Raw genomic sequence first — 20,916 nt, forward strand, 5'->3', positions numbered from 1 at the left:
ACGTCCCGGAAATGCGGGAGGCCGTCGATGGGGGCGGTCACACGCCCCAGAGCTTGCGGGCCTCCTCGTCGATCAGGTCCGGGCGCTCCTCGGGGAAGAACAGGTTGGCGTCCTCGACGAAGCGCACGCCGCGCGACTTCGGGAAGGTCCGATCCAGCCAGGCCGCCCATTCGTCGCCGAACAGCTCGTTGTTCCGGGCCCAGACCATCCGCACCGGCTTGTCGAAGCGGCGCAGGGCGGGCGCGGCGGCGGGCAGGGGATTGGGCAGCATGGCGATGGCGTAGCCCTGGCCCTGGCGGCGGCGCTTGTCCGGCCCCGTCAGCGGCCGCAGGTAGGTGTCGACGACGGCGGGGGTCAGCACCTGGTCGGGATGAGAATAGCCGCGTCCGATGCCGTCGTGCGACCGGACGAAGGCGTTGTCGGCCAGCTGCTTGTCGAACCAGCCGACCAACTGGTCGTTCCGCGCCGCCTCGATCGCGCCCATGAACGGAGGGGGCGGGCTGTTGGTGTCGACGTCGCCGTTGGTCAGCAGCAGCGACCGCACGCGCTTCGGATGGCCGGCGGCGACCAGCTGGGCCACGCCCGTGGCGCTGTCGTTGGAGACGAGGTCGGCCGCCTTCAGGTTCAGTTTGTCCATCACCGCCACCACCATCGCCGCCTGGGCCGCGGGCGACAGGTCGGCGTCGGCGGCCACGTCGCTGTAGCCCAGGCCCATCAGGTCGATGGCGATGCAGCGCCGATGGCCCTCCAGCCGGGCCATGGCGCCGCGCCACTGGAAGCCGTTCAGCGGATAGCCGTGCAGGAAGATCGCCGCCGGCCCCGAGCCGCGCTCGACATAGGCGATCCGGCCGACGTCCAGGTCGACGAAGCGCCGGGCGGCGTGGAATTGCGCGGGGGTCCATTCCGACGGCGAGGCCCTGGCCGGGCTGGTCGCCACGACAGCCAGTCCGCCGGCCAACAGGTCTCGTCTCAACATTCCAACGCCTCGCGCCCGCTGCTTCAGATGAAGGCGATGTAAGAAGATCGTCCGGGTCATCTCAACTACGCTGCAAATCATGGCGTCATGACCTTGGAGGTCATGGGCCGGGCCACCACCTGCTTGGCAAGCCTCCGGTCTCTTCGCGTCAAAGGGTCAGAATGAGCGTTTCGTCCGCCGCGTCGCGCACCCCGGCCGCCGCCGCCCAGCCGCCGATCGGCCGGCTCCTGCGGGAATGGCGGGCGGCGCTGCGGTTCAGCCAGATGGACCTGGCGATGGAGGCGGGCGTCTCGACCCGGCACCTCAGCTGCATCGAGACCGGAAAGGCCCAGGCCAGCCGCGAGGTCCTGACCCGCCTGGCCGACGCCCTGGCCATGCCGCTGCGCGAGCGCAACGCCCTGCTGACCGCCGCCGGCTACGCCCCGAAATATCCCGAGACCACGCTCGACACCCCTGAGCTGGAGCGGATGCAGAAGGCCATCGACCTGATCCTGGCCAAGCAGGAGCCGTACCCCGCCTTCGTCATCAACCGGCACTTCGACGTGCTGCAGGTCAACAAGGCCACCGCGCGCATCGACCAGCTGACCATGGGCCGCCAGAGCCGGCACAAGAACCTGCTGCACCAGGTGTTCGACCCCGACGACTTCCGCCCGGTGATCGTCAACTGGCAGGAGGTGGCCGAGGGCTTCGTCGGCCACCTGCACCACGAGATCGCCGTCTCGCCCACCGACCCGCGCCCGCAGCAGCTGCTGGACGAGATCCTGCGCTATCCCGACGTGCCCACCCGCTGGCGCTTCCGCGACGTCGACAAGGCCCCGTCGCCGATCCAGACCATGCGCTTCCGCAGCCCGCTGGGCGAGCTGCGGTTCTTCGAGACCATCACCACCTTCGCCCTGCCGCGCGACGTGACCCTGGACGAGATGCGCATCGAATGCGCCTTCCCGGCGGACGATCACACCGCGGCGGTGTGCGAGCGGCTGGCGGAGGGGGCGTAGGGCGCGGGGCGTCGGTTATTTGGCCTGGGGCAGCTTGATCCCCAGCAGGACCAGCCGCTCGCCGGAGATGCCGAACCAGTGGGGCACGCCGGCGGGGACCAGGATGACGTCGCCCGGGCCGAGCGTCCGCGTCGCGCCGCCCTCGATCCGGCTTCCCTCGACCAGGTTGGGGTTGGTGACCTTTTGATCGGCCATGGTCCCGCCCGAAACCAGCGTGCCGGCGCCGTCCAGCACGATGGCGTATTCCGCTTCGGCGGGGTGGACGGCGGGGCGGCCCGGCTTCTTCCAGATCTCGATCGCCGCCACGGTGGCGCCGTCGCGGACCAGGGGGCGCCACATGAACCCCTGGTCGGGCTTCATCGCGGCGAGCATGTCGCGGACCTGGGCCTGGACGTCCGCGCCGCTCGCGAAAGCGGTCGGGTCGGCGGCTTGAGCGGGGGACGTCTGGGCGGAAGCGGCGCCCGACGAGACGGCGAGCAGCACCGAGGCCGCGCAGATCGTGAAGGCCTTGGCCATGGTGGTCATCGCAGCTCTCCCCAGGTCGCGACCCTATCGTCGCCGACTCAAGCTAGCGGCCTCCGGCCCGCCGAGCCACCTCGACCAAAGGCGGGGGATCTGACCGAGGCCGCCAAAGGCCCGTTGCGGACGCTTCTTGAACCCTCTCCCTATGGGGGAGGGGGCAAGCCCTCGCACGGCCCCTTGCCCGTCTCCGCATGGAACTCGATCAGCATGCCCAGGTCCGCGCGGGTCGGGGCCAGGAACGACGCCCCGGACAGGCCCTGATAGGCCGTCAGGGGCGTCTCATACCCCCGCTCGACCCGCCGCTTGGCGGCGTCCAGGTCGGCGACGCCCAGGCTGACGGCCAGCACCTGCGGGCCGCCCTCGCGCAGGGCGTCGGCGGCGACGCCCGGGCCGTCCGGCTCAAGGGTCAGCAGGGCGTTCGGACCGACGGCCACGCAGTAGCCCTTGGCCCCGACCTGCGGGACGCGCACGGGGACCGCGCCGTGCACGCCCAGCTTCTCCAGGCCGGCCTTGCCGGCCGCAGCGTCGGCCGACAGCAGCCAGAAGGCCGACAGCGACCGTGCTCCGTTCGGATGCACGCGGGCGGTCTTGTCGTCGGCGACGCTGGCCGGGTCGGTACGCGGCGCGGCGTAGTCGATCAGGAACAGGTTGCTGGACAGCACCGGGCGTTCGAAGGCGAACAGCCGCCAGCGCGGCGGCTTGCCCGGGCCCTGGCCGTCCGGATCGTCGGCGGGGGCCGTGAAGATCGGCGTCACGGGCAGGCCCCGGGCCTTCATCGCGGCCTGGGCCTGGTCCAGCGCGGCCGAGTGCAGGCCGAACGTCCGCGATCCCGCCCCGCCATGCAGCGAGGCCTGGTCGGCCTGCATGCCGGGGTCCATCTCGGCGTCGGGCCGGGTGATGCCCAGCAGCTCGACATAGCCCTGGTCGGCCAGGCGGATGTAGCGGTTGGCCACCCCGCCGGGGTTGCGCCCGGGCCGCACCTGGAAGCCCAGCTTCACCGCCAGCACGGTGGAGACCTGGTCGATGTCGCGGCCCCACAGCAGCGCGTGGTCCAGCTTGTCGGCGGGGGCGGGGGCCGCTTGGGCGGGCAGGGCCAGGCCCAGCGAGAGGGCGAGGGCGGAAAGGGCGAGCAGAGGACGCAAGGCGAGAAAGCTCCGTGACGGGACGGCGCAAGCTGGCACGCCGCCGTAAGCGGAGCCATGACCCCGGAGGTCATGAGTTCTGGCGGCGGGAGGTCAAATTCGGCGCCGACGGGGACATGCCCTTGGGCGTGTCCCCATCTTCCGCTCCGCCTCTGTTGGGGGCCCGCGCGAGCGCATGTCCCCGGCGTCTAGACCGCGCCTTCCTCGATCAGGAACGCCCGCAGCGCCGCGCGATCCACGTCCTTGGCCACGAAGGCGTCGCCGATGCCGCGCACCAGGATGAAGGTCAGCATCCCGCCCTCGGCCTTCTTGTCCTGGGCGCTGTGGGCGATCAAGGCGTCGGCGCTGAACGGCTCGGGGCGGATGTCCGACAGCTTGGTCGGCAGGCCGGCGGCCTTGATGGCGGCCTCGGCGCGGACGGCGTCCTGGCTGGGGCACAGGCCCTGGCGCGCCGAGAAGCGGAAGGCCTGGGCCATGCCCAGCCCCACGGCCTCGCCGTGCTTGAGCGCGTCGCCGAAGCCCATCTCGCCCTCGACCGCGTGGCCGAAGGTGTGGCCCAGGTTCAGGAGGGCGCGGCGGCCGGCCTCCTTCTCGTCCTCGGCGACGATCTCGGCCTTCATCTCCACCGAGCGGCCGACGGCGCGGACCAGGGCCGAGGTGTCGCGCTCCAGCACCGCCTGGACGTTGGCCTCCAGCCACTCGAAGAAGGCGAAGTCGCCCAGCAGGCCGTACTTGATGATCTCGGCGTAGCCGCAGGCCAGCTCGCGGGCGGGCAGGGTGGCCAGGATGTCGAGGTCGGCCAGCACCAGGCGCGGCTGGTGGAAGGCGCCGATCAGGTTCTTGCCGCGCGGGGTGTCGATGGCGGTCTTTCCGCCCACGGACGAATCCACCTGGGCCAGCAGGGTGGTGGGGATCTGGATGAAGTCGATGCCGCGCTTGTAGATCGCCGCCGCGAAGCCGGTCAGGTCGCCCACGACGCCGCCGCCGAACGCCACGACCATGTCGCCGCGCTCCAGGTTCAGGGCCAGCAGCTTGTCCGACAGGTCGGCCAGGCCCTCGAAGCTCTTGGTCTCCTCGCCCGGCGGGACCAGGATCACGTCGGTCGCCACGCCCGCGTGCTCCAGGGCGTTGGCCAGGCGCTCGCCGTGATGCTCGCCGACGATGGTGTCGGTGACGATGGCCACCCGCTTGCGCTTCAGGAGCGGCGCGATGCGCTCGCCCGCCCGGTCGATCAGACCCGTGCCGACGACCACGTCATAGGCGCGCGCGCCCAGGCCCACGGGGATGGTGGTGATCACTGGGTCTCGCTTTCAGACGGTTGCAGGTGGCCCTCCAAATGGCTTTTGAGGGCCTGGATCACGGCCTCGACCGCCACGCCGTGGGCGGTGTCGCCGGTCTCGACCGTGAGGTGGGCCTCGCCATAGGCGGGATAGCGGGCGGCGGCGTGCTCGCGCAGCACGTCCATCGGGTCGCGGTTCTTGAGCAGCGGCCGGCCCTCCTTGCGGCCCACGCGGCGGGCCAGCAGCTCCAGGTCGGCCTTCAGCCAGACGGCCACGGCCTTGGACTTGATCAGGGCGCGGGTCTCGGCGTTGACGAAGGCCCCGCCGCCGGTGGCCAGCACGTGCGGCGGCTCGTCCAGCAGGCGGGCGATCACCCGCCGCTCGCCGTCGCGGAAGGCCGGCTCGCCCATCTCGGCGAAGATCTCGGGGATCGAGCGGCCGGCGGCGGCCTCGACCTCGTTGTCGGCGTCGCGGAACGGCAGGTCCAGGGCCGCGGCCAGGCGGCGGCCGACGCTGGATTTGCCCACGCCCATCAGCCCGACCAGCACGATGGTCTTGCGGCGCAGGGCGGCCTTCGGGTCGGGACCCGGCAGGTCGGAAGGGGAAGGGGCGGGATCGTCGGTCATGGCCTGCTGGCGGTTTACACGACGGCGAGGCCTCCCGCCAAGGTTTGGACCAAAGCCGCGTCCAGGGTGCCCGGCGAGGCGAAAAGTTTCGCCAACCCCTGTCCTGCGGCATAGTTGAACCATGGCTCCTTCCAAGCGACTCACGACCTGTTCGGCCCTCGCCCCCCTTGCCCTCGGTTTGGCGGCGCCTCTGGTTTCGACCCCGCCCGCGTGGGCGCAGGTGCAGGTCCAGTCGCTGGCCGCGCCGGACCTGTTCTCGGCGCCCGCCGCCGAGACGGGACTGTCGGCCGATCTCTGGAAGGACGCCTCGCCGGGCGTGGCCCAGGACGCCCTGCCCAAGCTGGCGGCCAAGCCGCTGTCGCCGGCGACCGCCGGCCTGGCGCGGCGGGTGCTGTCCACCGGCGCCCACGCCCCCGCCGGCATGGGCGACGATCCGGAGCTGGGCGCGACCCGGGCCCTGGCCCTGATCGCCCTGGGCGAGGCCAAGGGCGCGGACGCCGTGCTGGACCGCGCGCCCGGCGTGGCCGCCAGCGCCCCGCTGTCGATGGCCGCGGCCGAGGCGGCCCTGATGACCGGCGCCGACGACAAGGCCTGCAAGATCGGCGAGGCGCTCAGCGCCGATCGGGGCGGACCGTACTGGTTGCGGCTGCGGGCCTTCTGCCAGGCGATCGGCGACCAGCACGACGCCGCCCAGCTGACCCTCAGCCTGGCCGTCCAGCAGACCAAGGACGCCGACTACGCCCGGCTGATGAACGCCCTGCTGTCGGGCGCGCCCGCCGGGGCGGCCAATCTGCGCAACGGCGTCAACTACGCCCTGTCGCGCAAGCTGGGGCTGGACCTGTCGTCGGCCGCCGCCGTCGCCAGCGCCGCACCGGCCCTGAAGCCGCCGCCCAAGCCGGTCGAGGTCGCGGCCGACCTGACCGCCGCCCAGGCCCAGGCCCTGGCCGCCCTGCGCGGCGCCAAGGGCCTGGCCGCCTTCACCGACGTTGCCAAGGCCTCGCTGCCCGCCATCGCCGCCCTGGCCGGCGCCGATGCGCCCCTGGAGGACCCGGTGCTGCTGGCCCGCGCCGCCCTCGCGGCTGGCGACGCGGCCACGGCCCGGGCCATCCGGGGCAAGCTGACCGGCGACAGCGTCCCCGGCGCCACCACCCAGGACCTGGCCCTGTTGGACGCGACCCTGGCCGCCGCCGAGGGCAGGAAGGACGGCCAAGTCCTGGACGGCCTGATCGAGCGCGGCGTCCAGGGCGGCGCCAAGTCGCCGGCCCAGCCGGCCGCCCTGATCCTGGCCGCCTTCGGCGCGCCGATGGACGCCGAGGCCCGGGCCCGGTTCGCGACTTTCGACCCCGGCAAGTCCGCCGCCACCGCCGGGCGGCTGGCCGTGCTGGACGACGCGGCCGCCGCCGGCCGCCAGGGCGAGGCCGCCCTGCTGGCCCTGTCGATCGCCGCCGACGCCGGTCCGTCCGGCCCCGGTCCGGTCGACCGCGCCCGCCTGGTCCGCGCCCTGCTCAAGGCCGGCCTGGAGACCGACGCCCGCGCCTTCGCCGTGGAGGGGCTGCTGGCGCTGCAGGTGAAATGAGCGCCTCCGCGTCCGGCTGGATCGACGCCTTCCTCGAGATGATGGCCGTGGAGCGCGCGGCCGCCCGCAACACCCTGACCGCCTACGAGAAGGACCTGGCCGACGCCCGCCTGTTCCTGGCCTCGCGCGGCGACCTGGACGGGGCCTCGGCCGAGGCCGTCGAGGCCTATTTCGCCGACCTGGGCGCGCGCGGCCTGTCGCCGGCCACCGCGGCCCGCCGCCGCTCGGCCCTGCGCCAGTTCTACCGCTTCGTGCTGGGCGAGGGCTGGCGCGCCGACGACCCCTCGCGCCGGGTCGAGGCGCCCAAGGCGGGCCGGCCCCTGCCCAAGGTGCTGTCGCGCGACGCCGTCGAGCGGCTGATCGCGGCAGCCGCCGCCAAGGACGGCGGCCAGGGCCTGCGCCTAGCCTGCATGATCGAGCTGCTCTACGCCTCGGGCCTGCGGATCTCCGAACTGCTGAACCTGCCCCTGGCGGCCTTGGCCCGCGATCCGGCCTTCCTGATGGTCAAGGGCAAGGGCGGCAAGGAGCGGCTGGCCCCGCTGAACGACGCGGCCCGCACGGCGGTGAAGGCCTATTTGGAGGCAAGGCCGCAATTCCTGCCAAAGGGCGTCAAGGAGAGCCCCTGGCTGTTCCCGTCGCGCGGCAAGGGCGGGAAGCTGACCGCGCGGCGGGTCTCCCAGCTGCTGGAGGACGCCGCCGTCGCCGCCGGCCTGGACCGCGAGATGGTCAGCCCCCACGTCCTGCGCCACGCCTTCGCCACCCACCTGCTGGAGGGCGGCGCCGACCTGCGCGTGATCCAGACCCTGCTGGGCCACGCCGACATCGCCACCACCCAGATCTACACCCACGTGGCCGGCGACCACCTGGCCCAGGTGGTGAAGTCCAAGCATCCGCTGGCGAAGAAGGGATAGGTCGTGGGCCAAACAGGGGACACACACTCACGGCCCCGTCGGTTGCAGGACTGGCGAAGCCGTTGGGTGAGTGTGTGTCCCCACCTTGAGGCGCGGCATGACAAGGCGGGCCGGCGCTGCTACGCACCCCCACCCTTCTGGAGAACCCCCATGTCGGACGAAACCCGCGACAGCAACGGCGCGATCCTGACCGACGGCGACAGCGTCACCCTGGTCAAGGACCTCAAGGTCAAGGGCTCGGGCGGCGTGACGCTGAAGCGCGGGACCCTGGTCAAGAAGATCCGCCTGACCGGCGACCCCGACGAGATCGAGGCCAATGTCGACAAGGTGAAGGGCCTGGTCCTGCGGACGGAGTTCGTGAAGAAGGCCTAGCCGCCCGCTTCCCGCCCGATCACCACATGCGTCGCCAGTTCCGTGGCGACGGAGTCCGTCACGCGGTAGCCGAGAGCGGGCAGGTCCAGGCCCTCGAACAGGGACTCGCCGCGCCCCAGCAGGACGGGCGAGATCGCCAGATGCAGCTCGTCGATCAGCCCGGCCCGCAGGTACTGGCGGACGGTCGAGACCCCGCCGCCGATCTTGACGTCGAGGGGCCCCGCCGCGTCGCGGGCGCGTTCGAGCGCGGCGTGGACGCCGTCCGTCACGAAGTGGAACGTAGTGCCGCCCTCCATGACGAGCGGCTCGCGGGCATGATGCGTCAGGATGAAGGTCGGGGCGTGGTAGGGCGGGTTGTCGCCCCACCAGCCCTTCCAGCCGTCGTCCGGCCATTCCCCGCGTCCGGGGCCGAACATGTTGCGGCCCAGGATGAAGGCCCCGAAGCCGTCCATCGAGCGGTGGGCGAAGGTCTCGTCCACGCCTTCGGAGCCGCCGCCCTGGCCGAACATGGCCTGGAAGGTCCTGGTCCCGAAGAACCAGCGATGCAGCTCGGTCCCGCGCTTGCCCAGCGGGTCCTCGAGGCTCTGATCCGGCCCCGCGCCGAACCCATCCAGGGACAGGGAGAACCCCGCGACTCTGACTCGACCCACCCTGAGTCTCCTCTATCGATTGAAATCCGCGACCGCCGGCCTCAGGCCGCGGTCTCGCCGTCAAAAGCGGCCTTCAGCTTGGGCATGTCCAGCTTCACCATCTTCATCATGGCGGCGAACATCCGGCCGACGGCCACCTTGTCGGGGCTGGAATACAGGTCCATCAGCTGCTGCGGCACGATCTGCCAGGACAGGCCGTACTTGTCCTTCAGCCAGCCGCACTGGCTCTCCTTGCCGCCGTCGGCGGTCAGGGCGTCCCAGTAGCGGTCGACCTCGGCCTGGTCGGCGCAGTGGACCATGAACGACACCGCCTCGGTGAAGGTGAAGTGCGGGCCGCCGTTCAGGGCGGTGTAGGCCTGGCCGTCCAGCTCGAAGTCGACGGTCATCACCTTGCCGGGCGGTCCGGCCGGCGGCGGGGAGTCGCTGGGATAGCGCGCGATGTTCTTGATCTTCGAGTTGGGGAACAGCGAGACGTAGAAGTTCGCGGCTTCCTCGGCCTGGGTGTCGAACCACAGGAACGGGGTGATCTTCTGCACGGGCGTGGCCTCCGTTGAACGGTTGTCGAGCGAAGGACGATCAAGACGCGCCGGTTCCGACATCGGCCCGCGCTTTTCGACGAACGACCCGCCTCACGCGGCCGCCAGCAGGTCGGCGCCCTTGTGGTCCGGGTCGCAGCCGGGGACCAGGATCACGTCGCCCCGGGCGTTGTCGGTGCGCAGGGCCAGGATGGCCTGGTAGGCGGGCGAGGCGTACCAGGCGCGGGCCGTCGCCAGGTCCGCGAAGGCGATGATCACGATGTCGCCGGGCCAATCGCCCTCCAGCACCTCGACCCGCGCGCCGTGCACGACGAAGCGGCCGTCGAAGGGTTCGAGCGTGGCGTCGATGCGCCGCAGGTATTCGACGATGTCGGGACCGAAATCGACGCTGCGCAGATGGGCGATGGCGTAGGCGGGCATGGCGAGGCTCCTCGTCGTGGACGGGGAGAGCCTCGCGCGGGAAACGGCCGGATGCGATGACCTCGAAGGTCATGGCGCGCGGTCAGGCGAAGGCGGCGGCGTCCAGGGCCGAGGTCTGCCTGGCGGTGAGCCTCCGTATCATCCGGATCGCCAGGGCGCTGGCGATGAAGCCGGCGGCGAAGCTCACGATGGCGATCGCGGTCGAGGCCGCCAGGAACGCGGCGCCCTCGCTCTTGCCCACGATGTTGGACAGCGAGCCGCCGATGTTGCTGGTCAGGTGGAAGCCCCACCACCAGCGCAGCAGCGACGGCGTGTCCAGGGCGCGCCAGCGCGTGGGATCGATGCTGACCCGCCAGGTCTGGTCCAGCCCCTGGAACGGCTTGTACAGCGAGGCGAAGGGCACGAAGAACCAGCCCACCGCCCAGCCGGGCCCGACCTCCATGCCGGTGGACAGGGTCTGCGCGTTGCGGTTCGTGCGATGCACCCACATCAGGAAGAGCACCAGGTTGACGAGCAGGCTGGCGAGGTAGGCGATCGCCGCCAGGCCATAGGCCATCAGATAGGGGTCGAAGCTGTCCGCGACGCCGTCGGTGACCTTGTCGCCCGCGCCGGACAATTTCAGCAGGTGCACGAAGGTCAGCCCGCCGATGATCGCGACGGCGATCATGTGCAGGACGGCGCCGATGATCGCGCCCTTGGCGCGTTTCCTCGGATCCTTCGGCGTATAGACCTTCCTGGTCTTCATGATGTCGCTCCCCCAAGCCGATCCGAGCTAGACCGTTTCGACGCCGCCCACAACGCCGCCGTTGCCGCCTCCGCCGCCGCGCACTAGTTACGCTGCATGGCCGCTTCCGACATCGAACCCTTCCACGCTATCGCCATCAGCCGTCTGGCCCACCAGATGAAGGCGCAGGGCCAATCGATCATCCACATGGAGTTCGGCCAGCCGTCGACCGGCGCGCCCCAGGGGGCCATCGCCAAGGCCCACCACGTGCTGGACACCGACGGCATGGGCTATTGGGAAAGCCCGCTGCTGAAGGCGGCGATCGCCAGGCGCTACGCCGATCTCGACGGGGTGAGCGTCGATCCCGAGCGGATCATCCTGACCTGCGGGGCCTCGCCGGCCCTGGTGCTGGCCCTGGCCTCGAACTTCGCGCCCGGCGACCGGGTGGCCCTGGCTCGGCCCGGCTACGTGGCCTACCGCAACACGCTGAAGGCCCTGAACCTGGAGCCGGTCGAGATCGCCTGCGGGGCCGAGAGCCGCTTCCAGCTGACCGCCGCCCATCTGGCCGCGCTGGAGCCCGCTCCGGCCGGGGTGATCATCGCCAGCCCGGCCAACCCGACCGGCACGATCATCCCCGCCGCCGAGCTGGAGGCCATCGCCGAGGTCTGCCGCGCGCGCGGGATCCGGGTCGTCTCCGACGAGATCTATCACGGCCTCAGCTACGGCGAGCCGGCCCGCTCGATGCTGGCCTTCGAGCCTGACGCCCTGATCGTCAACAGCTTCTCCAAGTACTTCAGCATGGCCGCCTGGCGGCTGGGCTGGGTGGTCGTGCCGCAGGACCAGGTCCAGCGGGCCCGGGCCTTCATGGGCAACCTGTTCCTGACCCCGCCGTCGCTGAGCCAGCACGCCGGCCTGGTGGCCATGGACTGCCTCGACGAACTGGAGGGCCACCTCGACGTCTACCGCGCCAACCGCGCCCTGCTGTTGGACGCCCTGCCGGCCCTGGGCCTGGGCTCGATCGCCCCGCCGGACGGGGCCTTCTACATCTACGCCGACATCGGCCACCTGACCGACGACAGCCTGGGCTTCTGCGAGCAGCTGCTGCGCGACACGGGCGTGGCCACCGCCCCCGGCGTCGACTTCGACCCGGTCGACGGCCGGCGGTTCATCCGCTTCAGCTTCGCGGTGTCGACCCCCGAGGTCGAGGAGGCTCTGCGGCGGATAACGCCGTGGTTCGCTTCGAAAAACCCTCTCCCTGAGGGAGAGGGCGGGGCCCGCGCCGGAGGCGTGGGAGGGTGAGGGTTACACCTTCGCCGCCTTCTTCGCGGAAGCCCTGCCGGCACGCCGGTTGACGTTTTAACCCCTCACCCTCCCATGCTGCGCATGGGCCCCTCCCTCTCCCTCTGGGAGAGGGTTTTCAGAGGACCAACGATGCGACTGATCGGGATGCTGGACTCGCCCTATGTGCGCCGCGTGGCCATCTCGGCCCGCCTGCTGGGCCTGCCGTTCGAGCACGAGGCGGTGTCGGTGTTCCGGCACTACGACACCTTCGCGGCGATCAATCCCGTCGTGAAGGCGCCGACCCTGGTGACCGACGACGGCGTGGTGCTGATGGACTCCGGCCTGATCCTCGAGCACCTGGAGCGCCTGGCCGGGCGGAGCCTGGGCCCGGCCGACCTCGCCGACCACGCCCGCGCCCAGCGGATCCTGGGCCTGGCCCTGGCCGCCAGCGAGAAGACCGTCTCGCTGGTCTACGAGTTCAACCTGCGCCCCGAGGACAAGCAGCACGGCCCGTGGGTCGAGCGGGTGCGCGGGCAGCTGGCGGAGGCCTGGCGCCTGCTGGAGGCCGAGGTCGCCGCGCCCCCGCCGGGGTTCGAGGGCTCGCAGGCCTGGCTGACCTGCGCGGTGGTCTGGACCTTCGCGATCCGCACCCTGGCGGGCTCGATCGACGCGGAGACCTGCCCGGCGCTCGCGGCCCTGGCCGAGCGCGCCGAGGCGACCCCGGCCTTCCTGGCGACGCCCTTCGACTGAAGTCAGCGAACCCCTCTTCGTTGTCATCCCGGAAGCCTCGCAGAGGCTGTCCGGGACCCAGGGGACTGGGCAGATGCTTTGCAGTTCACCTGGGTCCCGGACAAGCGCTGCGCGCTTTCCGGGATGACAACTCAGAAGTGTTTGCTCGATCCGGCAAACCTCTTGCCCATTCCTGCGCCGTCGATTTCGCACTCTTATCGTCGGGCCGGACGGCCCCCATCTTCCCCCGTGGAAGGCGGGCCTTCCCACGCGACATCCAACATCAGGAGCTCCTCATGAAGACGCGCAAACTCGGCGACGGGCTGGAAGTTTCGACCATCGGTCTCGGCTGCATGGGGATGGGCCAGGTCTACGGCACCGCGCTGGACAAGGCCGACGCCTTCAAGGTGCTCGCCCGGGCGGTGGACCTGGGCGTGACCTTCTTCGACACCGCCGAGGTCTACGGCCCCTATCTGAACGAGGTGCTGGTCGGCGAGGGCCTCAAGCCGTTCCGCGACAAGATCGTGATCGCCACCAAGTTCGGCTTCGACATCGCGCCGGAGGGCACGGGCGAAGGCTTCTCGCGCATGCGGGGCACCGACAGCCGACCCGAGCACATCCGCGAGGTGGCCGAGGCCTCGCTCAAGCGCCTGGGCGTCGAGGTGATCGACCTGCTGTACCAGCACCGCGTCGATCCCAATGTGCCGATCGAGGACGTGGCCGGGACGGTCAAGGACCTGATCGCCGAGGGCAAGGTCAAGCATTTCGGCCTGTCGGAAGCCGGTCCCGAGACCATCCGCCGGGCCCACGCCGTCCAGCCGGTGGCCGCCCTGCAGAGCGAGTATTCGCTGTGGTTCCGCGAGCTGGAGGCCGAGACCCTGCCGGTGCTGCGCGAGCTGGGCATCGGCCTGGTGCCCTACAGCCCCCTGGGCCGCGGCTTCCTGACCGGGGCGATCAAGGCCGACGCGCCGCTGGCCGACAACGACTTCCGCCGCGCCCTGCCGCGCTTCCAGGGCGAGGCCATGGCCAAGAACCTGTCGCTGGTCGAGGCCCTGACGACGATCGCCGCCGACAAGGGCGTCACCCCGGCCCAGCTGGCCCTGGCCTGGATCCTCCACCAGGGCCCGGACATCGCCCCGATCCCCGGCACCACCAAGATCAGTCGCCTGGAGGAGAACGTCGGCGCCGTCGACGTGATCCTGTCGAGCGAGGACCTGGCGAGGATCGCCGCGGCCGTGCCCGAGAAGGCCGTCGAAGGCGAGCGCTACACGCCGGCGGGCCTGGCGATGGTGGGGCGGTAAACTTGGACTGTCCCTCCCCCTTGTGGGGAGGGTGGCCCTGGCGGAGCCGGGGTCGGGTGGGGGCTGCTGAGTCAGCAGGCCCCACCCACCAGCTTCGCTGGTCCCCCCTCCCCACAAGGGGGAGGGAAGGGCGCGGAGGGGGTAATCGGGGTATTGATCCCCGCCGCCGGGCGCCCCCACACTCGGCCCCATGTCGCCAAATCCCCTTACCCGCCCCGACGCGATCGAGCTGGTCAAGCTGGGCAAGACCACGATCACCCTGGGCGGCGTGGCGGCTGCGATCGTCATCGTGGTGGCGTCGATCTACCTGTCGCGGCTGGTGACCTCGGGCTTGCGCCGGCTGCGCGAGCGGTCGGTGGGCGCGGCGCCGTCGCTGTACATCGTCGAGCGGCTCAGCACCTACGGCCTGCGGGTGATCGGCCTGTTGATGGCCCTGTCGGTGATGGGGGTGAATCTGACCTCCCTCGCCGTCTTCGCCGGCGCCCTGGGCGTGGGCGCGGGCCTGGGGCTGCAGGGGCTGGTCAAGGACTTCGCCTCGGGCATCTCGCTGATGTTCGAGCGCCTGGTGGCGGTGGGCGACTTCGTCGAGCTGCAGAACGGCGCGCGGGGCGTGGTGCACGAGATCGGCCCGCGCTCGACCCGCCTGCGCACCAACGACAGCACCGACGTGATCGTGCCCAACTCGGTGCTGGTCAACGAGCAGGTGATCAACTGGACCCTGCATCACACCAGCCGCCGCATCCGCGTGCCGTTCGTCACCGCCTTCGGGGTCGACAAGGAGAAGGTGCGCGAGGCGGTGCTGAAGGCGGCCCATTCGGTGTCGTTCACCGCGCCCGACGACGCCAACCGCAAGGCCCAGGTCTGGCTGGTGGGCTGGGGCGAGTCGACCCTGAAGTTCGAGCTGGTGGTCTGGCCCACGGTCGACTCGGTGCGCCGCCCGGCGGCGATCTTCGCGGCCTATACCTGGGCGATCGACGACGCCCTGCGCGGGGCCGGGATCGAGATCCCGTTCCCGCAGCGCGACGTCCGTCTGCGCGGCGTGCTCGGCGAGGAGGGCGACGACGCCCGCGCCGCCCTGCGGCTGGAGCCCCGGGCCGGCCGCAAGGCCAAGGCCAAGGCCGCCCCCTCGCGGAACGACGCGGCCGAGGACCTCAAGCGCGAGGACCCCGAGGAGCCGCCGCTGCCGGCGCAGGGGCCGCCGGCGAAGGCCTAGTCAGGGCGTTCCGAACCCCGTGTAGGCGCGGTCGGTCTTGGAGCACGAGTCGAAGGCGATATCGTAAAGCCACCCCTTGTCCCTGCACATCCGACATGCCCCGCCCGGGCCCCGGCGCACCTGCGCGTCGGGATAGGCGCTGGCTTGTCTCGTCAACTGACCGCACGAGATTTCCCGGTGTGCAAACCACCCGCCCGTCGCCAGCAGAAGAGCGCCGGCGACGATCGAAACGGCAAGAAGGCGCGGCTTTCCGGCGAGCATTCGGGCAACTTAGCCGTTTGGTCGCGGTTATCCACCGTCGCGCTTTCCTAGGACTGCGCCTTTCCGCTGACGCATGCGTCAGCCTTGACCCCGCTCGCCCCTCGCCGCACCTTATCTCGCAACTGCGAAATAAGCAGAGACCAGGGACGCGCGCGCCATGAAGACCCCCCGAGGCTTTTTCAAACCCCTGGCGATCGGCGCGCCCACGCCCTGGCGCGAGCCGCCGGCCCGGGTCGAGCGCATGATCCATTTCGTGCCGCCGCACCTGGACAAGGTCCGCGCCAAGGTCCCCGAGATCGCCTCGACCGTCGACGTCATCCTGGCCAATCTGGAGGACGCCATCCCCGCCGACGCCAAGGGCGCGGCCCTGGCCGGCGCGATCGCCATGGCCCGCGAGACCGACTTCAAGGCGCTGGGGGTGGGCCTGTGGGTGCGGATCAACTGCCTGAACTCGCCCTGGCACCTGGACGAGGTCTCGACCCTGGTCGAGAAGGCCGGCGACCGCATCGACGTGATCATGGTCCCCAAGGTCGAGGGACCGTGGGACATCTTCTACATGGACCAGCTGCTGGCCTCGCTGGAGGCCAAGCACGGGGTGACCCGGCCGATCCTGCTGCACGCCATCCTCGAGACCGCCGAGGGGGTGATGAACGTCGAACAGATCGCCGGGGCCAGCCCGCGCATGCAGGGCATCAGCCTGGGCCCGGCCGACCTGGCCGCCAGCCGCGCCATGAAGACCACCCGGGTCGGCGGCGGCCATCCCGGCTACCGCGTGATCGAGGACCCGCACGCGGAGGGCTCTCCGCGCGTCTCGGTGCAGCAGGACCTGTGGCACTACACCTTCGCCAAGATGGTCGACGCCTGCGCGGCCCACGGCATCAAGCCGTTCTACGGCCCGTTCGGGGCCATCGACGACCCGGTCGCCTGCGAGCAGCAGTTCCGCAACGCCTTCCTGATGGGCTGCGCGGGCGCCTGGAGCCTGCACCCCAGCCAGATCGAGATCGCCAAGCGCGTCTTCTCGCCCGCCCCCGACGAGGTGGCCTTCGCCAAGCGCATCCTCGAAGCCATGCCCGACGGCACGGGCGTGGCCATGCTGGACGGCAAGATGCAGGACGACGCCACTTGGAAGCAGGCCAAGGTCATGGTCGATTGCGCGCGCCAGATCGCGGCGAAGGACGCGGAGTACGCGGGACTCTATGGATTCTGATCAAGACGCGTCCCGCCAGGGTCCGTTGCGCCGGTTGCATGCGCGCGGGCTCGAAGGCGGCGAATGGTTCGCGCTGTTCTTCGCCGGCGGGCTGTTCGCGGGACCCACCGGCTACAATCTCGCCCAGCTCCTGCTGCATGGCCGGCTCTACGTCATCGTGCGGCACGCCGACAACTACTGGGCCTATTGGCGCACCGATGCGGGCGCCATCCTCGAGCACGGTCTCTGGACGGCGATCATCTTCGCCTTCAGCGGCTTGGCCCTCGCCACGGCCTTGATCTATCCGGTCCTGATCCTGCTGTGGGGAAGAACGACGCCCGGCTATGTCCGGCTGCCGCCCCTGAGCATCAAGGACTAGCCTCCGGAACCCCGGCCTATCCCACCCGCGTCTCCACCTTCGACCCCGCCACCAGCATCTTGTGGATCGGACACGCCTCGGCGATCTCCATCAGCCGGGCGCGCTGGGCTTCGTCCAGGTCGCCGCCCAGGGTGATCACGCGCGAGAAGACGTCGGCCGGCAGCCAGCCCGGCTCGCGCCGCCAGGTGACCTCCACATGCACCGCGCCGAGGGGCCAGGCCTTGCGCTTGGCGTAGAGCCGCAGGGTCTGGGTGGTGCAGGCCGCCAGGCCGGCGGCGACCAGGTCGTGGGGATTGGGACCGACATCCAGCCCGCCGTCGGCCGGCGTCAGGTCGCCCGTGAAGCGGACGGGACCGGCGGTGACTAGGATCTGCACGCCGCCGTGGCCGCTGTCGTCGGCGATGGCGGAGGGGCGGGCGGGGGCGTCGGTCATGGGGCGGACTCCGAGAGGCGAGTCCGGACTATAGCGCGCGCGAACGGCGGCGCTTGAAGCTTCGTACGATCAGGCCGCGGCCACGTGGTGCGAGGTCACTTCGAACAGGCGCGTGGCGCCGCGCCAGACCTCGACGGTGTCGCAGCCGCGATGGACGCCGACCAGCGCTTCGGCGCGACGGCGGGCGGCTTGGTCGTCCTGGCAAGGGGTGACGTCGAAACGCGGCACCGAGCCGTCCGACTCGACACAGAAGAAGGTGAACACCTGCATGGGAACATCCGTTCGCATCAGGCGGGACCGGGTCCATATTCGATGGGCGGGGCCGCGGGCGTCGGCTGTTTTCTGAGCCGACCAAGGGGATATAGGTGAGAATCCGACGGTTAACCAGGGTCCGCAGGTTTCAATACAGGACTCTCCACAGGACTCTCACGATGACGAATCCCTGAGACTCGCAGGGGTTCCTGGCGGGCTACGGTGTCGCTGCGACGACGAGTCGCAGGGGCGAGCTTCGCGAACCCTTCGTAGAGCGCCATTGAGTCGGGCCTGAGTCCCCTCCGAGGCGAGCTTTGGCGATTTCGAGGCCATGACCCGCCAAAAGCGGTTTCGTTTTCGGTTATCGCGCTCTAGGTTCGCCACCTTTCCGCAACGGCGACGTTAAGAGACCCATGGCCGCGCACTATCTCGACTTCGAGCGACCCATCGCCGATCTGGAAAGCAAGATCGAAGAGCTGTCCCGACTTTCCGAGACGGCCGGTCCCGGCGCGTTCGAAAGCGAGATCCAAGCCCTGCGCGACCGCGCCCAGCAGCTTCGCAAGGAAGCCTATGCGGGCCTGGACGCCTGGCAGAAGACCATGGTCGCCCGCCATCCCGAGCGTCCGCACCTGAAGGACTACGTGGCCGGCCTGATCGACGAGTTCGTCGAGCTGCGCGGCGACCGCAAGTTCGCCGACGACCAGGCGATCGTCGGCGGCCTGGGCCGCTTCCGCGGCGTCCCGGTGGTCGTGATGGGCCACGAGAAGGGCCACGACACCACCACCCGCCTGAAGCACAACTTCGGCATGGCCCGCCCCGAGGGCTACCGCAAGGCCGTGCGCCTGATGGACATGGCCGAACGCTTCAACCTGCCGGTCATCACCTTCGTCGACACCGCCGGCGCCTATCCGGGCCTGGGCGCCGAGGAGCGCGGCCAGGCCGAGGCCATCGCCCGCTCGACCGAGCGCGGCCTGGTGCTGGAGACCCCGATGGTCGCCACCATCGTCGGCGAAGGCGGCAGCGGCGGCGCCATCGCCCTGGCCGGCGCCAACAAGGTGCTGATCCTGGAGCACTCGATCTATTCGGTGATCTCGCCGGAAGGCGCGGCCTCGATCCTGTGGCGCGACGGCGCCCGGGCCAAGGACGCGGCCACCAACATGAAGATCACCGCCCAGGACCTGATCCAGCTGAAGATCGTCGACCGCATCGTCGAGGAACCGGCCGGCGGGGCCCACTCCGACCCGGCCGCGGCCATCGAAGCCGTCGGCGACGCGGTCGAGGACGAGCTGAAGACGCTGATGCGCCTGTCGCCCGCCGAGCTGAAGAAGCAGCGGGCCGAGCGCTTCTACGCCATCGGCCGCGAAGGCCTGCAGTAAATCCAGATCACCGCTCTTCCCGGCGAACGCCCGGACCCAGATGGAATGGCTCTGAAGCGGACTCCACGAGCGCGGCGCTTTTTCCCGTCAGGTTCAACCTTTGGATCTGGGCCCCGGCGTTCGCCGGGATGAGCGGATTTGGGGGGGCTGAAAATTTCTGGCGGGCCCATGTCACGTTTCGCCGCGTGATCTCGTCTTATCCTCGAAGCCCGGAGACGGGCCCCAGAAGAGGAAAAGACCATGACCGCCGAAACCGCGCCGTTCCGCCACGACCTGAACGTCCCCGAGATCTACAAGGCCTTCATCGCCGCCGAGAACGCGGTGGTGGCCTCGGGCGTCGACAAGCACCTGCTGCACCTGATCAAGCTGCGCGTCTCGCAACTGAACGGCTGTGCCTTCTGCGTGAAGATGCATTCCAAGGAAGCCCGCGACGACGGCGAGACCAACGAGCGGCTGGACCGCCTGGTGGTCTGGGACCACGTCAGCGACTTCACCGCCAAGGAGAAGGCCGCCCTGGCCTGGGCCGAGGCCCTGACCCAGCTGCCCACCCACAAGGACCTGGCCCCGCTGCGCGCCGCCCTGCGCGAGCACTACACCGACGTCGAGGCCAGCGCCGTCACGGCGGTGATCGCCCAGATCAACCTGTGGAACCGGCTGGGCGTGTCGGTGCACTAACCAAATCGGGGGAGGGGCTTGCCCCTCCCCAACGTCACTCGGCCATACTCCCGGAAACAACCCAGGGAGAGGCGTCCGTGGCCATCAAGACCCGTTTCACCGAGCTGTTCGGCGTCGAGCATCCGATCGCCCAGGGCGGCATGCAGTGGGTGGGCACCGCGCCCCTGGTCAGCGCCGTGGCCAACGCCGGGGCCCTGGGCTTCCTGACCGCCCTGACCCAGCCCACGCCGGAGGCGCTCTCCAAGGAGATCGCCCGCACCCGCGAGCTGACCGACAAGCCGTTCGGCGTGAACCTGACCATCCTGCCGGCCATCAAGCCGCCGCCCTACGCCGAATACCGCGCGGCGATCATCGAGGCGGGGATCAAGATCGTCGAGACCGCCGGCTACAAGCCGCAGGAGCATGTCGACGAGCTGAAGGCTCACGGCGTGAAGGTGATCCACAAGTGCACCGCCGTGCGCCACGCCCTCTCCGCCGAGCGGATGGGCGTGGACGCCATCAGCATCGACGGCTTCGAATGCGCCGGCCATCCGGGCGAGGACGACATCCCCGGCCTGATCCTGATCCCGGTGGCGGCCGAGAAGGTGAAGATCCCGATGATCGCCTCGGGCGGCTTCGGCGACGCGCGCGGCCTGGTGGCGGCCCTGGCCCTCGGCGCCGACGGCGTCAACATGGGCACCCGCTTCTGCGCCACCCAGGAGGCGCCGATCCACGACAACTTCAAGCGACAGATGGTCGCCAACGACGAGCGCTCGACCGACCTGATCTTCCGCACCCTGCACAACACCGCCCGGGTGGCCAAGAACGCGATCAGCCAGCAGGTGGTGGCCATCGAGCGGGCCGGCGGGGCGAAGTTCGAGGACGTGGCCGACCTGGTGAAGGGCGCGCGCGGCCGCGAAGGGCTGATCAGCGGCGACACGGACCACGGCGTCTGGTCGGCCGGCATGGTCCAGGGCCTGATCCACGACGTGCCGACGGTGCGCGAACTGATCGACCGGATCATGAGCGAGGCCGAGGACCTGATCCGGGGACGGCTGGCCGGGATGGTGGGGTAGGCTCGCGAGCCCCCCCTTTCAATCGTCATTCCGGGCCTTGTGCCC

Annotated in this window: 24 protein-coding genes; 13 read left to right on the plus strand and 11 right to left on the minus strand. The window is 70.5% G+C overall.

Translation table 11 applies throughout. The features are described 5' to 3' along the window. Positions 1-37: 37 nt before the first annotated feature. Positions 38-976: an alpha/beta fold hydrolase gene (locus tag BR39_RS0100815; protein ID WP_029907131.1), complete on the minus strand. Its 939-nt coding sequence runs from the start codon at positions 974-976 to the stop codon at positions 38-40. 161 nt (positions 977-1,137) lie between these two features. On the opposite strand from BR39_RS0100815, the gene BR39_RS0100820 reads away from it, so the two are divergent. Continuing rightward, positions 1,138-1,971: a helix-turn-helix domain-containing protein gene (locus BR39_RS0100820; RefSeq protein WP_029907132.1), complete on the plus strand. Its 834-nt coding sequence runs from the start codon at positions 1,138-1,140 to the stop codon at positions 1,969-1,971. A 15-nt stretch (positions 1,972-1,986) separates the two neighbouring features. Here the strand turns inward: BR39_RS0100820 and BR39_RS0100825 are convergent, their stop codons facing one another. The 4 genes from BR39_RS0100825 to BR39_RS0100840 form a co-directional block, all read right to left on the minus strand. Continuing rightward, positions 1,987-2,496 carry a cupin domain-containing protein gene (locus BR39_RS0100825; RefSeq protein ID WP_231499369.1) on the minus strand — a complete coding sequence of 170 codons (510 nt, stop codon included), beginning with the start codon at positions 2,494-2,496 and terminating at the stop codon, positions 1,987-1,989. A gap of 140 nt (positions 2,497-2,636) precedes the next feature. Next, positions 2,637-3,635 carry a VOC family protein gene (locus tag BR39_RS0100830; RefSeq protein WP_051695031.1) on the minus strand — a complete coding sequence of 333 codons (999 nt, stop codon included), beginning with the start codon at positions 3,633-3,635 and terminating at the stop codon, positions 2,637-2,639. A gap of 188 nt (positions 3,636-3,823) precedes the next feature. Next, positions 3,824-4,933 carry a 3-dehydroquinate synthase gene (gene aroB / locus BR39_RS0100835; protein ID WP_029907135.1) on the minus strand — a complete coding sequence of 370 codons (1,110 nt, stop codon included), beginning with the start codon at positions 4,931-4,933 and terminating at the stop codon, positions 3,824-3,826. After that, positions 4,930-5,541, minus strand: coding sequence for a shikimate kinase (locus tag BR39_RS0100840; RefSeq protein WP_029907136.1), 612 nt, complete (start codon positions 5,539-5,541; stop codon positions 4,930-4,932). The genes aroB and BR39_RS0100840 overlap by 4 nt, the downstream gene beginning before the upstream one ends. 220 nt (positions 5,542-5,761) lie before the next feature. Between BR39_RS0100840 and BR39_RS0100845 the strand changes: the two genes are divergently transcribed. The 3 genes from BR39_RS0100845 (at position 5,762) to BR39_RS0100855 (ending at position 8,400) form a co-directional block, all read left to right on the plus strand. Beyond that, on the plus strand, positions 5,762-7,117 hold the full coding sequence (locus BR39_RS0100845; RefSeq protein ID WP_231499370.1) for a hypothetical protein: 1,356 nt from the start codon (positions 5,762-5,764) through the stop codon (positions 7,115-7,117). After that, on the plus strand, positions 7,114-8,028 hold the full coding sequence (locus tag BR39_RS0100850) for a site-specific tyrosine recombinase XerD (protein ID WP_029907138.1): 915 nt from the start codon (positions 7,114-7,116) through the stop codon (positions 8,026-8,028). The genes BR39_RS0100845 and BR39_RS0100850 overlap by 4 nt, the downstream gene beginning before the upstream one ends. Positions 8,029-8,178: 150 nt before the next feature. Then, positions 8,179-8,400 carry an alkylphosphonate utilization protein gene (locus BR39_RS0100855; RefSeq protein WP_029907139.1) on the plus strand — a complete coding sequence of 74 codons (222 nt, stop codon included), beginning with the start codon at positions 8,179-8,181 and terminating at the stop codon, positions 8,398-8,400. Here the strand turns inward: BR39_RS0100855 and BR39_RS0100860 are convergent. The 4 genes from BR39_RS0100860 to BR39_RS25565 all read right to left on the minus strand — a co-directional run bounded on the left by BR39_RS0100860 (position 8,397) and on the right by BR39_RS25565 (position 10,751). Continuing rightward, positions 8,397-9,050: a dihydrofolate reductase family protein gene (locus BR39_RS0100860; protein WP_029907140.1), complete on the minus strand. Its 654-nt coding sequence runs from the start codon at positions 9,048-9,050 to the stop codon at positions 8,397-8,399. The genes BR39_RS0100855 and BR39_RS0100860 overlap by 4 nt on opposite strands. A 41-nt stretch (positions 9,051-9,091) precedes the next feature. Further along, positions 9,092-9,586, minus strand: a complete 495-nt coding sequence (locus BR39_RS0100865) for a VOC family protein (RefSeq protein ID WP_029907141.1) — start codon at positions 9,584-9,586, stop codon at positions 9,092-9,094. Positions 9,587-9,679: 93 nt separating this feature from the next. After that, a complete protein-coding gene (locus BR39_RS0100870; protein ID WP_029907142.1) occupies positions 9,680-10,006 on the minus strand; it encodes a DUF1330 domain-containing protein in 327 nt (108 codons plus the stop codon). Positions 10,007-10,088: 82 nt separating this feature from the next. Then, complete coding sequence (locus tag BR39_RS25565) at positions 10,089-10,751, minus strand: DUF4328 domain-containing protein (RefSeq protein ID WP_051695032.1); 663 nt, start codon at positions 10,749-10,751, stop codon at positions 10,089-10,091. Positions 10,752-10,847: 96 nt separating this feature from the next. Here BR39_RS25565 and BR39_RS0100880 point away from each other — a divergent pair, with 96 nt between their 5' ends. The 6 genes from BR39_RS0100880 (at position 10,848) to BR39_RS0100910 (ending at position 17,080) form a co-directional block, all read left to right on the plus strand. After that, a complete protein-coding gene (locus BR39_RS0100880; RefSeq protein ID WP_051695034.1) occupies positions 10,848-12,029 on the plus strand; it encodes an aminotransferase class I/II-fold pyridoxal phosphate-dependent enzyme in 1,182 nt (393 codons plus the stop codon). A gap of 132 nt (positions 12,030-12,161) precedes the next feature. Further along, the gene (locus BR39_RS0100885; RefSeq protein WP_029907145.1) at positions 12,162-12,761 is read left to right on the plus strand and encodes a glutathione S-transferase family protein; all 600 of its coding nucleotides are present in this window, start codon (positions 12,162-12,164) and stop codon (positions 12,759-12,761) included. A 275-nt stretch (positions 12,762-13,036) separates the two neighbouring features. Next, positions 13,037-14,041 (plus strand): aldo/keto reductase, encoded by a 1,005-nt coding sequence (locus BR39_RS0100890; protein WP_029907146.1) that lies wholly within the window; start codon positions 13,037-13,039, stop codon positions 14,039-14,041. 190 nt (positions 14,042-14,231) lie between these two features. Further along, complete coding sequence (locus BR39_RS0100895) at positions 14,232-15,254, plus strand: mechanosensitive ion channel family protein (RefSeq protein WP_029907147.1); 1,023 nt, start codon at positions 14,232-14,234, stop codon at positions 15,252-15,254. A 418-nt stretch (positions 15,255-15,672) separates the two neighbouring features. Continuing rightward, the gene (locus BR39_RS0100905; RefSeq protein ID WP_029907149.1) at positions 15,673-16,722 is read left to right on the plus strand and encodes a CoA ester lyase; all 1,050 of its coding nucleotides are present in this window, start codon (positions 15,673-15,675) and stop codon (positions 16,720-16,722) included. Next, the gene (locus tag BR39_RS0100910; protein ID WP_156035533.1) at positions 16,712-17,080 is read left to right on the plus strand and encodes a hypothetical protein; all 369 of its coding nucleotides are present in this window, start codon (positions 16,712-16,714) and stop codon (positions 17,078-17,080) included. The genes BR39_RS0100905 and BR39_RS0100910 overlap by 11 nt, the downstream gene beginning before the upstream one ends. Before the next feature lie 16 nt (positions 17,081-17,096). On the opposite strand, the gene BR39_RS0100915 is transcribed toward BR39_RS0100910, so the two are convergent. Both BR39_RS0100915 and BR39_RS0100920 read right to left on the minus strand, forming a co-directional pair. Next, positions 17,097-17,513, minus strand: a complete 417-nt coding sequence (locus BR39_RS0100915; protein ID WP_029907151.1) for an OsmC family protein — start codon at positions 17,511-17,513, stop codon at positions 17,097-17,099. A 69-nt stretch (positions 17,514-17,582) separates the two neighbouring features. Continuing rightward, on the minus strand, positions 17,583-17,783 hold the full coding sequence (locus BR39_RS0100920; RefSeq protein ID WP_029907152.1) for a hypothetical protein: 201 nt from the start codon (positions 17,781-17,783) through the stop codon (positions 17,583-17,585). A gap of 395 nt (positions 17,784-18,178) precedes the next feature. Here BR39_RS0100920 and BR39_RS0100925 point away from each other — a divergent pair, with 395 nt between their 5' ends. The 3 genes from BR39_RS0100925 (at position 18,179) to BR39_RS0100935 (ending at position 20,871) form a co-directional block, all read left to right on the plus strand. Beyond that, positions 18,179-19,141 carry an acetyl-CoA carboxylase carboxyltransferase subunit alpha gene (locus tag BR39_RS0100925; protein ID WP_029907153.1) on the plus strand — a complete coding sequence of 321 codons (963 nt, stop codon included), beginning with the start codon at positions 18,179-18,181 and terminating at the stop codon, positions 19,139-19,141. Positions 19,142-19,381: 240 nt separating this feature from the next. After that, the gene (locus BR39_RS0100930) at positions 19,382-19,816 is read left to right on the plus strand and encodes a carboxymuconolactone decarboxylase family protein (RefSeq protein WP_029907154.1); all 435 of its coding nucleotides are present in this window, start codon (positions 19,382-19,384) and stop codon (positions 19,814-19,816) included. 77 nt (positions 19,817-19,893) lie between these two features. Further along, positions 19,894-20,871 carry a nitronate monooxygenase family protein gene (locus tag BR39_RS0100935; protein ID WP_029907155.1) on the plus strand — a complete coding sequence of 326 codons (978 nt, stop codon included), beginning with the start codon at positions 19,894-19,896 and terminating at the stop codon, positions 20,869-20,871. Positions 20,872-20,916 lie beyond the last annotated feature (45 nt).

It is taken from the genome of Caulobacter sp. UNC358MFTsu5.1, assembly GCF_000712075.1.
GTDB lineage: Bacteria > Pseudomonadota > Alphaproteobacteria > Caulobacterales > Caulobacteraceae > Caulobacter.

What these genes read in the sequence shown, in the direction of transcription:
- BR39_RS0100895 (WP_029907147.1), top strand. Translation starts at nt 14,232, where the DNA reads ATGTCGCCAAATCCCCTTACCCGCCCCGACGCGATCGAGCTGGTCAAG.
- BR39_RS0100885 (WP_029907145.1), top strand. Translation starts at nt 12,162, where the DNA reads ATGCGACTGATCGGGATGCTGGACTCGCCCTATGTGCGCCGCGTGGCC.
- BR39_RS0100925 (WP_029907153.1), top strand. Translation starts at nt 18,179, where the DNA reads ATGGCCGCGCACTATCTCGACTTCGAGCGACCCATCGCCGATCTGGAA.
- BR39_RS0100890 (WP_029907146.1), top strand. Translation starts at nt 13,037, where the DNA reads ATGAAGACGCGCAAACTCGGCGACGGGCTGGAAGTTTCGACCATCGGT.
- BR39_RS0100905 (WP_029907149.1), top strand. Translation starts at nt 15,673, where the DNA reads ATGAAGACCCCCCGAGGCTTTTTCAAACCCCTGGCGATCGGCGCGCCC.
- BR39_RS0100930 (WP_029907154.1), top strand. Translation starts at nt 19,382, where the DNA reads ATGACCGCCGAAACCGCGCCGTTCCGCCACGACCTGAACGTCCCCGAG.
- BR39_RS0100840 (WP_029907136.1), bottom strand. Translation starts at nt 5,541, where the DNA reads ATGACCGACGATCCCGCCCCTTCCCCTTCCGACCTGCCGGGTCCCGAC.
- BR39_RS0100910 (WP_156035533.1), top strand. Translation starts at nt 16,712, where the DNA reads ATGGATTCTGATCAAGACGCGTCCCGCCAGGGTCCGTTGCGCCGGTTG.
- BR39_RS0100855 (WP_029907139.1), top strand. Translation starts at nt 8,179, where the DNA reads ATGTCGGACGAAACCCGCGACAGCAACGGCGCGATCCTGACCGACGGC.
- BR39_RS0100915 (WP_029907151.1), bottom strand. Translation starts at nt 17,513, where the DNA reads ATGACCGACGCCCCCGCCCGCCCCTCCGCCATCGCCGACGACAGCGGC.
- BR39_RS0100870 (WP_029907142.1), bottom strand. Translation starts at nt 10,006, where the DNA reads ATGCCCGCCTACGCCATCGCCCATCTGCGCAGCGTCGATTTCGGTCCC.
- BR39_RS0100815 (WP_029907131.1), bottom strand. Translation starts at nt 976, where the DNA reads ATGTTGAGACGAGACCTGTTGGCCGGCGGACTGGCTGTCGTGGCGACC.
- BR39_RS0100880 (WP_051695034.1), top strand. Translation starts at nt 10,848, where the DNA reads ATGGCCGCTTCCGACATCGAACCCTTCCACGCTATCGCCATCAGCCGT.
- BR39_RS0100920 (WP_029907152.1), bottom strand. Translation starts at nt 17,783, where the DNA reads ATGCAGGTGTTCACCTTCTTCTGTGTCGAGTCGGACGGCTCGGTGCCG.
- BR39_RS25565 (WP_051695032.1), bottom strand. Translation starts at nt 10,751, where the DNA reads ATGAAGACCAGGAAGGTCTATACGCCGAAGGATCCGAGGAAACGCGCC.
- BR39_RS0100850 (WP_029907138.1), top strand. Translation starts at nt 7,114, where the DNA reads ATGAGCGCCTCCGCGTCCGGCTGGATCGACGCCTTCCTCGAGATGATG.
- BR39_RS0100820 (WP_029907132.1), top strand. Translation starts at nt 1,138, where the DNA reads ATGAGCGTTTCGTCCGCCGCGTCGCGCACCCCGGCCGCCGCCGCCCAG.
- BR39_RS0100825 (WP_231499369.1), bottom strand. Translation starts at nt 2,496, where the DNA reads ATGACCACCATGGCCAAGGCCTTCACGATCTGCGCGGCCTCGGTGCTG.